This window comes from Kitasatospora sp. NPDC057542 (assembly GCF_042801945.1).
Taxonomy (GTDB): Bacteria; Actinomycetota; Actinomycetes; order Streptomycetales; family Streptomycetaceae; genus Kitasatospora.
The window spans coordinates 1-13,090 of record NZ_JBHVFE010000240.1 but is presented as its reverse complement, the minus strand read 5'-3'; the positions used below and the strand labels follow the sequence as shown (position 1 = coordinate 13,090).

The window sequence follows — 13,090 nt, the reverse complement described above, 5'->3', positions numbered from 1 at the left end:
CCGCTGCTCTGCCCTCGACCGGCCTGGCGCAGCGTAGCGCCGCCCACGGACCGCAGCCAGGGCTTCGGTCCGTGCGTCGCGGGCTCGGCCGTTCGGGCGGTGTTTCGGGCTGGAGCCCTGCGGACTCACCCGGTCAGCCGATGATGTGTCGGCCCCAAAATCTACCTTTTTGCGGACAAGCTTCATAAGTTCGTCAGATCGGAGATTCCGGTGCCCCCACAAGTCCTCCCAGTCGTGCCGGTGGCGGATCCCGGCGCCGACGCGGCCGCCGACGCGTTGTTGCTGGATGTTCCGCGAGGAGACCTGCGCCGCGTGCTGGCGTACCTCCTGTCCCCTTCCCACCTCCAGTACTCGGCGATCATGGATGTGCTCGACGACGCCGCCGGTGACCTGACGCTCACCCAGGTCTGCGAGGGGCTCCGGGCCCGCGGTCTGGAGATGAGCGATGCGGCCGTCGCGGGCCGTCTCGGTCGTCTCCACCGACAGTTCGAGGCTGTACGGCCCGATCCCGGCAACGACTTCGCCCGGATCGAGGATCTGAATGCCACCCGCTGGCGGTACAGCACCACCGCGGACGGGCGCCTGGTCCACCGCTTCTGGCGTCGCATGCGCGAGGAGGGCACCGGTCGGCATGAGATCCCACTGACCAGCCTGCAGACCATCGTGAGTGCACTCCACCGGCTCGCGCACGAACACCTGTCGCCGCAGGAGACGGCGCAGCAGGTGGAGGCACTGTTCCTCGGCCACGACGCGCTGGACCGTTCGATGGAGGGCAATGCCGATCATCTGGCGGGGCTGGCGAACCGGTTCAACCTGGATCGGGAGGAGGCGATCGAGCTGAAGCGGCTGCTGGTGGCCTACGCCACCCACGTGGCCGCCCAGGTTCAGGAGGCGGTCTCGCGCGCGTTCGATCTGCTGACGGAGCTGCGGCCGCGTTTCGGTGAGCTGGCGGGAACGGCCGCCTCCCAGTCCAGGGCCGCCGCCCTGGTCTCCAAGGGCTATCTGGTGGCCGCCCGCGGGGCGAGCGAGGAGCACTGGGTTCAGCTCCTGGAGTGGTGCCGGCCAGTGGAGGGCAGGGCCGCACGGTTCACGCGTGGCCTGGTGCTGGCGATCCGCCCGCTGCACCTGAACCTGCGTCGGCTGCAGGGCGGTAGCCACACCTCTGTGCGCTCGAGGGCGATCCGGTTGGCGAAGGTGTGCGAGGACCGGGAGTGGGGCGGGCAGGTGACGGCCGCCGCGCTGGGCGACCACGGGTGGATGAAGCTGTCCGGCTGGAGCGAGGACGGCGACGGCGCCTCGTGGCATGACGGCCCGGTGGTCGACATTCCCTCTCTGGAGCGGGCTGCCGCGCGCTCGGGTGCCAGGAGCGGACCCGTGGCCCGGGCCCGGAGCCGCAGTGCCGCGCAGGAGTTGCTGGAGCAGGTCGAGCGCGAGCAGGCGCTGGCCCGGGCTTCGGCCATCGCCGAGGTCTTGACCAGTAAGGGGCCGTTGTCGCCGGACGCGGGCCGGGTGGCGCTGGAGGCCGTGACGGCGGCGCTCTCGTCCCCCGGCCGTGACGGTGTGCGCAGCGGCAGCGACCGAAGCCGTCGCCTGGTGTGCGCGGTGAACACGTCGGAGGGGGTGGGCCGGGTGACGAGCGAGGGCTGGTCGGCGCTGTTGCCGGGGCGGCGGGTCGCCTTCCACTACGGCGGGGCGGCCGCGAAGGGCGGCAGCGGTGCCGGGTCGGGGGGTGGGGCGTGAGTGCGGTGCGCCAGGAGGCACGGATGGAGGCGTCCGAGGCCTGCCGGCTGCTCATGCGGCGGCCGTGGTTGTGGTCGGGGCGCGACGACGCGGCCATCGAGGCCGTGCACCGTTTCGAGGACGAGGTGCGCTCGCTGGTTCGCGATCTGCAATGGCGTCTGGTGGTGGAGCCGGACACGGTGCGGTTGTCGAAGAGCCCGCCTCTGCGCTCCGGGGAGCGGCTGCTGTTCGAGGCCTCGGTGTGCCTGTGGATGTGGCTGTGCGTGGCCGCGATCGAGCAGTTGCCCTTCGTCACAAGGACGGCCGACCTGGTGAGCGGTGCGCGGGAGGTGGCCGGTGAGGCCGAGATCGTCTGCACCGGCAGCCTGGAGGAGCTGCGGCGGCTGCGGTGCGGCATCGAGATGTTGTGCGAGCGCGGGGTGGTGGAGGTTCTCGACGGGACGCTGGAGGAGCTTGAGGATCCGGACGTGAGCGCGCTGCTGAAGCTGCGCCATGACCGGATGCTGTGGCTGGTGGCCAACGCCGGCCCGCTGCACGCGGACGGCACGTGGATGGTCGATCCGCTCGCCGAGCCCCGCGAGTGGATCGAGGGGTGCGCGGCCGAGGCCGGCACCGGGGCTCGGGTGCTGCGCCGGCTCGTGGACGACACCGTCGTGCATTGGGCGGATCTGTCCCTGCCGGAGGCGCACTGGCTGCGCACGCAGCTGGACGGCAAGGTGGCCGAGGTCGCCGAGGCCCTGGGGATGTGGGTGGAGGAGCGGGCCGAGGGCGTGGCGCTGGTGCTGGACGGCGAGCACGCGGCCCTGCAAGGGCACTCCTTTCCCCAGCGAGGCACGCTTCAGCACGCGGCGGTCCTGACCCGCGACTACGTCCTGGCTTCCGGACGGACGGACGGCGCCGGGTGCCCGGGGCCGGGGTGGCGGGCGGTAGCGGCCGAATCGGTCGGTGAGCAGCTGGCCCGGTGGGCCCGTACCCATCGTTGGTGGAGCGACGCCTACCGCTTCAACATCCCGCTCCTGGTCTTGGAGGTACGGAAGTTCTGGACGCGGCTCGGTCTGCTCCGGGTCGCCTGCGGCTACATCGACACGTGGTGGCTGTCCCCGGCCACCGCCCGCTGGGCCGGGCCCTGCCCGATGGTTTCGGCCACGAACGAGAACGAAGGGCGGGTAGGGACATGAGCAGCATGTTCGGCAAGGACGCGGACCCCGTTGCAGGTGGGGTTTTCGGGCCCCCTGCCCGGGCTGCCTCCTGGGACCGGTATGAGCGGCGCTGGCACCTGGTGGAGGTCGGGGTCAGCAACGTGTGGAAGTACACCAGCGCAGAGGTGTTCGCCATGCCTTCCGGACGGCTGATGTGGCGGGCCAGCAACGGCATCGGCAAGACGACCGCGCTGGAGATGTCGCCTCCGTTCCTGCTCGACCTGATCACTGACCCGGCCAAGCTGTCGGTCGGCACCGGCCGGCACACCCGGGTGGAGACGTGGATGCGCCTGGGCGCCGACGCCAGCACGCGGCGTGTCGGATACCTGTGGGTGACCTTCGAAGGGCCGCACGCGGGTGCCGGCCAAGGTGAGCAGCAGTCCTACGGCGTACGGATCGAGTTCACGGCCAACGCCGGCCGTCCGGTCGAACTGGTCCCGTTCCGGCTGCCTGGGGTTGCGGTCGCCGAGCTGATGCTGCACGGCGAAGGCGGTGACGAGGTACCGCGCGAGGACTTCTCGCAGCAGGTCGCGCAGGCGGGCGGCCAGGTGTTCCCCGACGCGGACGCCTATCGGCAGGACCTGGCACGGCGTCTGTTCGGCAGCACTGTGCGGCAGCTGACCGACCTGTGCAACCTGATCCGCAGGGTCCGTGATCCGCGTCTTCTCCAGGCCACCAGTGCCGGTGACGCCGAGAAGGTCCTGCGGGACGCGCTGCCGCGCGTCAGCGAGAGCACCGTCGCCGCGGCCAGTCAGGCTCTCACGGACACCTCCTCGGCACGGGTCAGGTACGAGCGCCGGCACCGCACCGCCGAACTCACCGCGGCCCTGGCCCGCCACTGGCGCGGGCACTGCGCGTCTCTCGTGGGCGACCTGCTGGGCACGCTCGAGCAGCGGATCGCCGCCCGTACCCGCTCCCAGGCCGCGTTCAAAACGGCTGCCGAACAGCGCACCTGTGCTCTGGAGGAACGGCAGGTCGCGCGGGGGCACCTGGAGGCGTGCCGGGAGAGTCACCTGGCGTGCGAGGCCGCCGAGCGGGTCGCGGGCGACAAGGCGCTGCAGAGCAATGCCCAAATCGCCGATACCCAGCAGCGGCTACGTACCTGCAGCGAGCTGGTCGACGCCCAGGCCAGTGCGCTGCGGGCCGCGGTGGAGACCGACCGGATGAGGCAGTCGAGCCTGCTCGGGCTGGCCCGGGCGCTTGGCGGGGATGTCAACAGCCTGGTTGCCACGGCGCACGCTGCCGACCCGGAGCTACTGCTGGCGGAGCAGCCGGTGGTGGCGCGGGAGATCGCGCGAGCGGACCTGCGGTTCGGCGACGGGGTACTGCCCCAGGGCGCCGCAGCCGACATCCACGCCGACCCCGCAGGGATCGAGCGGATGGGCGTGACCGTCCGCGAGGCCGCCGAGCGCCAGGTGCAGCTGGCCGCCCGGGCCGAGATCATCCTGGACGACCACGAGCAGGTCACCGGCGCGGGCGCGACGGCCCGCGCCGCGCGGCAGTTCGCGAATTCCCAGGCCGACCAGGCCGAGGAGGACCGGAAGAAGCGCGACGCGGCACTGTGTGCCGCGTCAACGGCGGCCGACGCCCACACGGATGCCATCATGGCCTGGGCCGCGGCACTACCCGGGCTCGGGCTCCACCCGCGCCCCGGATCACGGGACGAGGCGCGGGAGGGCGAGGGACTGTTCACCGCCGACGCGATGCGCCAGTGGGCGGCCCGGGTCGTCGGGACGGAACCGGCTGCTGTCCTGGCCTGCGCGGCGGAGCTGGCCCGCGAGGCGGGCACGGTCTCGAAGCGGCTGCAGGAGCGGGCCCAGCGGCGGGCCGCCCACCACCAGAGCTCCGCCCGCCGTCTTCGGCGCCAGGCCGCGGACGCCGGGCAGGAGGCCCTCGCGTACGCCAACGGGCAGTTGCCCGCCTTCCCCGTCCCGCACTGGGCCCCACCCGCAGATGACCGGTCCGCGTTCGGCGCAGCGCTCACCTGGGCGTGCGGCGCCCCGGAGCCGGGGCCGGAGCGGGACCTTCTGGAAGCTGCGATCGCCGCCACCGGCCTGCTGGGCGCGGCCCTGGGCAGCACGTCACTGCAGGCCTCGGCCCTGGACGACCTGCCTCTCCAGGCCGCGGGCTCCTGGCGCATCGACCTGAACGGCACAGGGGACAGCGTGACCTGCGGCCTGGATCAGGTACTGGCCCCGCTGCCCGGCGACCCGCGGGCCGAGGCCGTCCTCGCGGTACTTGGCCGGATCGCTCTCGCCGACACCGCCGGCGACGTGGCGGGCTCCGCGCTGGTCATCGGACGGGACGGAACCTACCGTGCGGGCCCCACGCGGGCCCGTGTCCCGGGCGCCGACGACCTCGCGTCGTTGGAGCGGGCCCACCACATCGGGCTGGACAACCGGCGGGCCGAAGCAGGCCGCCGGGCCCGCAGCGCGCGGCTCCGGGCGGACGGCCTGAACCGGCGGGCCGAACGCCACCAGCGGGTGCAGGCTTTGCTCGACGCGCGGGCCGCTGCCCTGGCAGCGGCCGTCTCCGCCTTCCCGGATGACGGTGTCCTGCACGACGCCGAGAATGCGCACGCCACCGCTGCCCTCATCGCCGACGCGTCCCACCGAAAGGCCGCGAAGGCGGACAACGAGGCCCAGGTCGCCGAGGCCGCCCACCGCACCTGTCTGGAGCGGTGGCGGGCCCGGGCCGAGGCCGAGGGTCTGCCCGGTGATGTGGACCGGCTGCGCCGGGCCCAGTCCCGCAGCCGGGAGGCCGCGGCCATCCTGCGCGGGGTCGCCGAGAGCCTGGGTGGCCTGTCCGGCAAGGTGAGCGACCTGGCCGACCTGGCCGACCAGGCCGCCCGGGCCGCCGCCGAAGGCCCGGCCGACCACGAGGAGGCGGTGCTGGCCCTGCAAGAGCACATCGCCCGGCGCCACACCCTGCAGGCCGGCCTCACCGCCCAGCTGGAGGCCCGCGACGCCACCGCCCGCGGTATCCACCTCAGCCACGGGGCGATCGTCGAGGCCCTGAAGGAGGCTGCCGAGAGCCTGCGCCGGGCCGTGACCCTGGAGCAGCGGGCCGAGCAGGACGTGCGCGACAGCGAAAGGGCGCTTGCCGTCGCCGAGGCCGCCCTCACCGGCCAGGAGGAGATCGACACCGCGCTGGTCGGCCTGCGCGCCACGCTGGCCGCCAAGGGCGTGGCCGACGCCCTCGGCGTGGATGCGGGCCTGCCCGCCGAGCAGCTGCGGGCCGAGGTGGCCGCGCGGCTGGCCGGCCTGTCCCACAGCAGCGGCGCCGAGGTGCACGAAGCGGCAGAACTGCTGGCCGTGCACCTGCGGGACCAGGACGGGGAGGACGACTGGCGGCTGGAGTGGGCACACGAGGACAGCCCCGGCGGGATCCTGCCGGTCCGCCTGGCCCGGCCCGGCGCCGCCTATGCCCCGCCGAAGGCCGCCGACCTGGCAGCGGCCGCGAGCAGCAGCGCCGAGGAGGAACTCAACGCCGCCGAACACAAGACCCTGGACGACCTCGCCGTCGGCCTGATCCCCGACGCGATCGGGGCTGCCTGGCAGGACCTCAAAGAGTGGATCCGCCGCACCAACGAGCTCATGTCGCTGGCGGCCGCCTCCTCCGGCGTCGGCGTCCAAATCCGGCACAAGCTGCGCTCCAGCCTCTCGCCCGGCATGCTCCGCATTCACGAACTGACGTGCAAGGAGTCCCGCGCCTCGCGCACCCCCGAACAGGAGGCCGAGGTCCGCGCCGAGATCCTCGCCCAGCTGAGGCTGTCCGACGACCACGTACGGGCGTCGAGCACCGACACCATCGAGCGGCTCAAGGCCATCGTCGACATCACCTCGTGGATCGACCTCTCCTACATGGTCAACAAGCCTGGCCAGAGCCCGGCCAAGCTGACTGACCGTAAGACCAGCGTGTCCGGAGGCGAACGAAGGCTGGTCATCCTCGCCCCCATGCTCGCCGCCCTGGCCGCCGAGCACGACAAGCTCCACCCCGCCGCACCCCGGCTGGTCGCCCTGGACGAGGTCCCCGCCGAGGTCGACACGGCCGGCAAGGACGCCCTCGCCCGCTACATCAGCCACCTCGACCTCGACCTGCTGTGCACCAGCCACGGCTGGGACGGCTCCCCCGCCTCCTGGGACGGCATCGACATCTACGCGCTGGAGAAGCTCCCCGACGGCACCGTCACCTCCAGCCCCATGCACCTTCGGGACAATCGCCTCGCCCAGGCCCTGGAGGAGATCCTGCTCGCCGCGGCGGCATCTTCGTGAGCGGCTGCGACCTGTGCCCGGGCGCCTGTGAAGGCGCCGACCTCGCTCGGCTGACCACCCCAGAGCTGTCGTGGCTGTGGGAGCAGCTCGCCGCCCGCGCCGACAGGTCGGGCGACCTCGACCTGACGGTCGGGCGCATCACCCTCACCGTCCCCGCCGATCCGCGCCGATCCGCCGCCGCCGGCCGCCTCCTGTCCGACCGGCCGCCCCGGGGCGGGACCCGTCCCCGCGCCGATCTGGCACGCCTGACCGACAAGCTGCGGGCGGCCCACGGCGCCCGCCTCACCCCGGGGGCGGTCGCCGCCCACGCCCTGCGCCGCCCGCTGGGCCAGGACGCCCAGGACCGCCGGGCGCAGCACCGACGCGTGAGCGCCATCGCCGACCGGTTCCGCGCCCTGCTGGCCGAACTGCCCGACAGTGCCCGGGTGCGGCCCGCGCCGGAACCGGCCCTGAAGGCCCTAAGGGGCGGCCGCTGGCTGCACCGCCTCGCCGACGCCCCCGACGGCCCCCTGCTCGCGGAATTGGCGACCCAGGTCCTGGCCGCCCTTCCACCACCGGGCGAGCGCATCGACCGACGGGTGCTCGCCCAACGGTTCACCGGCACCCCCAAGGCCCTCGACCGCGGTAGTGCACTGGCCGGCCTGATCCTCGCGCTCGCCGCCGCCGCCGGCGCCGTCACCGACCCCGCAGACCAGCGCACGGCCTGGGACGGGCTCGGTGTCGACTTCGACAACCTCACCGGCGGGCTGCTGTCCCTCAATCTCTGGCCCGCCGGCTACACCCTGCCTGCCGACGAGCCCCTGCCGCTGACGCCCTACACACTCGCCCGCTGCCGCTGGCCCCCGGCGCCCGCCCCGCACGCGTGGGTCTTCGTCACCGAGAACCCCTCCATCGTCGCCGCCCTGCTGGACCACACACCGCTGCCGGCCGGCGCCCGGGTGCTCTGCACCAACGGCACCCCGTCCGCACTCGAGGCCACCGCCATCGCACGCCTGACCGAGTCAGGGTGGAACATCGCCGCCCGCGCCGACTTCGACGCGGCCGGCCTGCGCCACCTGAGCGCCATCACCGCAGCCCAGCCCGCCACCATCCCCTGGCGCATGGCCGCCACCGACTACCGGACCACCCTGCGCACCGGCATCGCCCGGTGGGTCCCCCCGCTCGACCCCGCTCACCTTCGGCCCACCCCCTGGGACCCCGCGCTGGAGACCGCCATACGCCGCCACGCCCTGCCCGGATACGAAGAAGCCCTGCTCGACGACCTCATCCGCGACGTCCTCACCGGACACCCACCGCCCGCTCCGGGCCCGAACCGCACGTGACCCGCCCACCGCCCGCAAGGTGCTGCCGACCAGCGCCGGGCGCCGAAGCGCGGCCCTCTCGGAAGGAGTCGGTCGGTGTGCCCGTGGCGTTTCCGGCACGGCCCGGTGCGCGGGTCCCGTCCGCCTTCTCGTGTCCCTCTGCCACCGGGCTTTGCAGATCGGCCGTGGAAAGGCCGTCTACGAGCGCGCGTGCCCGCCGCAGTGTTGCCGTCAGCGTGGGCAACGCCTCAGCCGTGTCGTGGCAGCGCTGGCGGACCCGTTCGGCCAGTTCGTCGGTGTCGCGACTCAGCGGGTCCGCCAGGGCGCCACGGCGCTGGGCACTCATGAGATGGCCGCCGAGGTGGCGCACGGTGTTGGGCAGCCGCTCGAGAACCGCGATCGCCCCGTCGAAGGCCTCCGCCAGGGCCGCCAGGTCCAGGGTGGGGCCGGCCATGGCTGCCTCGTTGAACTCCCGCAGCAACAGCGCGGCCCGGCCAACCAGTGCCGCTACAGCCGGTTCGGCATGCGGCCCTGCGCAGAGAGCTGGTTCCGTAGCGAGCTTCGTCATGCTCTGGAACGTACGAGCGTCCCCTGACTGCCTGTCCGGTCATCGGAGCAATGCGGTCGCCCGGACGAGGACGACTTCACCCGCATGGCCGTTAACCGCTGGCGACCGACGCCGCACTGTCCGGCCAGAGGCTTCACAGACGGCGGACGTTCGTCATCGACAATGCGAGCTCTGGATTCCCGACTCGCGGTCGCCCTCCGGGCCTTGTCGGGCGGGGTGGGAGCGGCCTCCGCAGGCGAGGTATGCCTTCACGATGGGCTCCAGGCCGCTGTCTGGGCGCAGGTAGACGTGCCGGTGCGCGGCCTTGATCTGGACCGCGTTGAGGCGCCACACGGTCCGGGTCGGGAGGGTGGCGATCTCGTCACGGGGTGACCGGCCGACGATCAGGTGCCTGGGGCCGAGCGGGAGGACTACGGCGTCGGCGTCCCCCAGCGCCATCCCGTATTGGATCGTGTCGCCGCGTTCCCTGATCGTCATGGCCGGGACGTCGCCGAGGAGGTATTCCCCGGTCTCGGGCCTGAGGATCTGCAGCCCCGAGCTTCGGATGATCTCCTTTGCCTGCGCGAAGTCCTCTTCGATACGCACGCGGAGGTCCGCTCTGCTGTTGTAGTCGTCGTCCAGCTCGCGCTTGAAGAGCTCGTCCGCCGCCGCCTCCAGGGCCGCCGCGCCGGCGGGGCGCCGACCGGTGCGGCGGAAGGTCTCCTGGCTCAGGGCGTCGGAGTACTCGGTGATCAGCCTGTGCTTGAGGGTTGCGCGCACTGTAGTGACGTTCCGGTTGTAGACGTCGAGGTAGTGGTGGGAACGGATCCAGTGCAGGGCGATGAAGTCCTTCAGCACCTCGACGTGGCGGGCGTCGTCGAAGACGTTCCCACGCTCGACCGCGGCGGCCGCGGTGTGCAGGCGGTTCTCGACCTGGCCCCAGAGCACTTCCAGCGAGGCCGAGGCGACCGGCACGAAGTCCCGCACCGCGCCGATTCCCTTGACCGCTCGACGTTGGTGGTGCCGGTGCGGATGGTCGAGATCGAACCGCTGGACCCGCAGGCCCTGGATGCCGTCGTCGACCGCGAACCGCTTGAGCAGCACCTTGGACACGACATGCTGGCTCATCACCGGGTGCGCGGTCTCGGCACGCACGGCCTCGATACGGGCCTGCCATTCGGCCCCGGCCTTCGGGCCGTGCGGTGAGGGCGTGTTCATCCGCGCAGTCTCCCAGGGAGGCCGACCGGCGCGGCGCCGGGATCAGGCGGGCGGGACTCCCCGGACCACCGGGTAGGCCTGTGTGCGCAGGCAGGAGCGGGCGTGGGATAGGGCCAGGGCGGCGAGGCGAAGATGGTGGTTGACGACGGGGACCGGGGTGCCGCGCAGACGGTCGGCGGCGTGCAGTGCGTCGGCGGCCTGTTCCAGCAGGTCCCCGGCCCGGAGCACCGCGCGGCCCCGGTCACTGGCACGGTACTCCCCGGCCAGCGCCCCGGCCGCGCGTGCGAGTTCGCCGACGCCCGGGTCCTCGACCGGTTCGGCGCCGAAGAACTCCAGCACGCACGCCAGTTGCGTCACCCGGGCGGCGCGGCGTGCCTCCCACCACGTGCTCACGTGGCGATCATGCACCACACCCCGCCGCAATGCATGGAGAATGGCCCACTCCCCCACCTCGTCGGGCACTCGGTCCACGGAGGGAGAAGAGCCTGTTCCGCAGCGGCCGTCTCACCCGCCCACCGGGCGCAGCACCGGCACGGGCTCGCCCGGGAGCTGTGCGCGGCGCCGGATCAGGGGATGAGCAGGAGGGCTTCGACCGGCCGGCTGCCCGGTGGTGCTGGCCGTGAGCGCCGGCGGTCCCGCCCGCCGGTACATCCGGCCCGCTGTGGTCAGCGGTTTGGCCCATGGTTCGCGCTCAGGCCCGTTGATGACACGGCGCCCCTAACCGCTCCCGGCCTCTTCCAGGTGGTCTTCTCCCGAACTGCGGCGTCTGTGCCCGCCGCGCGGCAGACTGCCCGACGGGATCGCCGCTCGGCGGCCCGGAGGAGACGGAGCGGTCGAGATGCCGGACTTCTGGGACAGGGCGACCGAGCTGCGCATGGTGCGCGCCCTGGACGCCTGCTGTGCGCTGCTGGGGGACGTCGCGGACTCAGTGGCCCGCCGTGCGGTGCTGCAGCGGCTGCTGACCGTGCTGTTCGAGGCCGGCGGCGGCACCGACGACCCGATGTCGGAGCTCTACGCCGCCACGGATGTCCTCACCGACACCCCGGCCCCCACCGGTCTGAGCGACCAGGAGGCGCTGCTGTGGCTGGAGCGGGCGCAGCGGGCCCGCACCCTGGCCTTGATGCACGAGGTGTCCGGCTGGGCGCCCTACGACGCGGCCGAGGTCGACGCGCACCCAATGTGGCGGGTGCACCGGCTCGGCGCGCTCCCGCGCCGCCTGCGGCTGCTGGCCGCCAACACCGGTGTCAGCGCTACCGGTCTCGGCCGCGCGGCGGGCCTTGCGCCGGTGCGGGTCGGCCAGTGGGCGGCGGGCCGTTCCCGGCCGGGGACGGCCGAGCGGGAGGCGCTCGCCGCCGCGTTCGCCGTCCACCCCGGCTGGCTGGCCGAGGAGCTGGATTCCCGTACACCGGCCGACTGGTACGTGTTCGAAGGCGACTGTCCGTGCGACTGTCAGGAGCCGGTGTTCGCCCAATCCCCGCTGGACGGCCGCACCACCGGTATCGGGGCCCTGGTCGAACAGGGATTGTGGTGTGCGGGCGAGGAGGGCTGCGGCCAGCCCTACCTGGTCGACGGCGACATCTTCCACCCGGCCCCGACCCTGCCCGACGGCTACCGTGAGCGTTTCGCCGCCGCCACCGGCGGCGACCAGCCCAGCAACTGCGGCCCCGAGCTGTCCCGTCCCTGGCCGCACGCGCTGTGGAACACTCCCGCCGGACCGCAACGACGCGGGCCCCTGCGCCTGCCTTCCGTACTCGCCCGAGCCCCTGGTAGCCGCTGGTGACTGCAGTGCCGCCAAGCCCGTCGCCGGCAGGCCTCGCACCGTCCGCACCACGGCGGCGATCTGTGGCGACGCCGGGGCCGGGCAGCAGCCTGACCGGCCCCGTCTGCGGTCCCGTGCCGGGGTGGAGACCGGCCGGGGGGAGCCGCAGGACGCGGCGGTGGAGCGGGCGGCCGTCAGCGCAGGGCGGCGGCGATGTCGGCCAGGGAGGCGGGCCCCTGTACCGAGGTGATCGCCTCGGCCGCATCGCCGGCGTTCACGTCGTGGGCCAGTACGTAGACCGGGGTGAGCGGTTCGCCGTTCGGCCCCGAGGGATGGCGGGTGGCGGTGACCACCGCCCCGGTCTTCGTCCAGGCGCGTGGATCTCCGGCGGTGGGCGCGGCGATGGTGATGTGCCAACGGCGCCCGAGCCGGTCGAAGGCGGGGCGTTCGTCGCTGCCGAAGGGGGCGGGGCCGCCCTCGCCTCGGTCCAGGGCCTGCCGCCATGGCTCGGCGAGCGGCTCGTGGTCCTTGTAGAAGGCGTGCTTGTCCGGGTACAGGCGGGGCGGGGCAAGCCGGGTGTGCAGCGGCCCGTCGAGCCAGGCGTCGTAGAGCGGGTCGGCGGTGGTGTGGTCGTTGCGCCAGGTGTGGAAGGCGGGTTCGAGGGCCAGCTTCTCGAACAGGGCGCGGGCGCGGTCGGCGAGCTCGGTGAGTTCGGCCGCGAGGTAGCGCTCGCCGGCCGTGCCGACGTCGTCGGGTCCGGTGTGGCGGGTGAGGGCGGCGCTTGCGCGGCGGGCCTGGTCCAGGTCGGCGGCGGCCCGGTCCGTCTCGGCGATCGCCGACTGGTGGCCGGCGGCCGCGAGCTGTGCGGTCTCCTCGACGCGGTCGTGGGCCCGGCGGCGCGTGCGGGCGGCCTTCTGGGCCTGGTGCAGGAGGGCGACGCGGTCGCGGCAGACGGCTTCCTCGGCGCGCAGGCAGCAGGCGATGTGCGCCCACACCAGCCGGTGCACCCGGGCCGGGTCCGCCCCGGCCTTGGCCGCGCGCCGCCCGGAGGC

At 73.4% G+C, this 13,090-nt stretch carries 9 protein-coding genes; 5 read left to right on the top strand and 4 right to left on the bottom strand.

The features are described from left to right. The first annotated feature begins 240 nt into the window (after positions 1-240). Genes ACFU7Y_RS26520 through ACFU7Y_RS26505 form a run of 4 tightly spaced genes read left to right on the top strand, consistent with a single transcriptional unit; the run spans position 241 to position 8,535 of the window. On the top strand, positions 241-1,740 hold the full coding sequence (locus tag ACFU7Y_RS26520; RefSeq protein WP_380769870.1) for a DUF2397 family protein: 1,500 nt from the start codon (positions 241-243) through the stop codon (positions 1,738-1,740). 23 nt (positions 1,741-1,763) lie between these two features. Then, a complete protein-coding gene (locus ACFU7Y_RS26515; RefSeq protein ID WP_380769869.1) occupies positions 1,764-2,918 on the top strand; it encodes a DUF2398 family protein in 1,155 nt (384 codons plus the stop codon). Continuing rightward, positions 2,915-7,213: an SbcC/MukB-like Walker B domain-containing protein gene (locus ACFU7Y_RS26510; RefSeq protein WP_380769868.1), complete on the top strand. Its 4,299-nt coding sequence runs from the start codon at positions 2,915-2,917 to the stop codon at positions 7,211-7,213. Before ACFU7Y_RS26515 ends, ACFU7Y_RS26510 begins: the two co-directional genes overlap by 4 nt. After that, positions 7,210-8,535 (top strand): DUF2399 domain-containing protein, encoded by a 1,326-nt coding sequence (locus tag ACFU7Y_RS26505; protein WP_380769867.1) that lies wholly within the window; start codon positions 7,210-7,212, stop codon positions 8,533-8,535. Before ACFU7Y_RS26510 ends, ACFU7Y_RS26505 begins: the two co-directional genes overlap by 4 nt. On the opposite strand, the gene ACFU7Y_RS26500 is transcribed toward ACFU7Y_RS26505, so the two are convergent. The 3 genes from ACFU7Y_RS26500 to ACFU7Y_RS26490 form a co-directional block, all read right to left on the bottom strand. Then, positions 8,492-9,082 carry a hypothetical protein gene (locus ACFU7Y_RS26500; RefSeq protein WP_380769866.1) on the bottom strand — a complete coding sequence of 197 codons (591 nt, stop codon included), beginning with the start codon at positions 9,080-9,082 and terminating at the stop codon, positions 8,492-8,494. The two genes, ACFU7Y_RS26505 and ACFU7Y_RS26500, sit on opposite strands and share 44 nt — an antisense overlap. Positions 9,083-9,235: 153 nt before the next feature. Then, a complete protein-coding gene (locus tag ACFU7Y_RS26495; protein ID WP_380769864.1) occupies positions 9,236-10,279 on the bottom strand; it encodes a DUF4238 domain-containing protein in 1,044 nt (347 codons plus the stop codon). Positions 10,280-10,321: 42 nt separating this feature from the next. Then, positions 10,322-10,672 (bottom strand): hypothetical protein, encoded by a 351-nt coding sequence (locus ACFU7Y_RS26490; RefSeq protein ID WP_380769863.1) that lies wholly within the window; start codon positions 10,670-10,672, stop codon positions 10,322-10,324. Between the two features lie 445 nt (positions 10,673-11,117). Here ACFU7Y_RS26490 and ACFU7Y_RS26485 point away from each other — a divergent pair, with 445 nt between their 5' ends. After that, on the top strand, positions 11,118-12,059 hold the full coding sequence (locus ACFU7Y_RS26485; protein ID WP_380769862.1) for a helix-turn-helix domain-containing protein: 942 nt from the start codon (positions 11,118-11,120) through the stop codon (positions 12,057-12,059). A gap of 173 nt (positions 12,060-12,232) precedes the next feature. Here the strand turns inward: ACFU7Y_RS26485 and ACFU7Y_RS26480 are convergent. After that, on the bottom strand, positions 12,233-13,090 hold an 858-nt coding region (locus ACFU7Y_RS26480), incomplete at its 5' end, for a hypothetical protein (protein ID WP_380769861.1).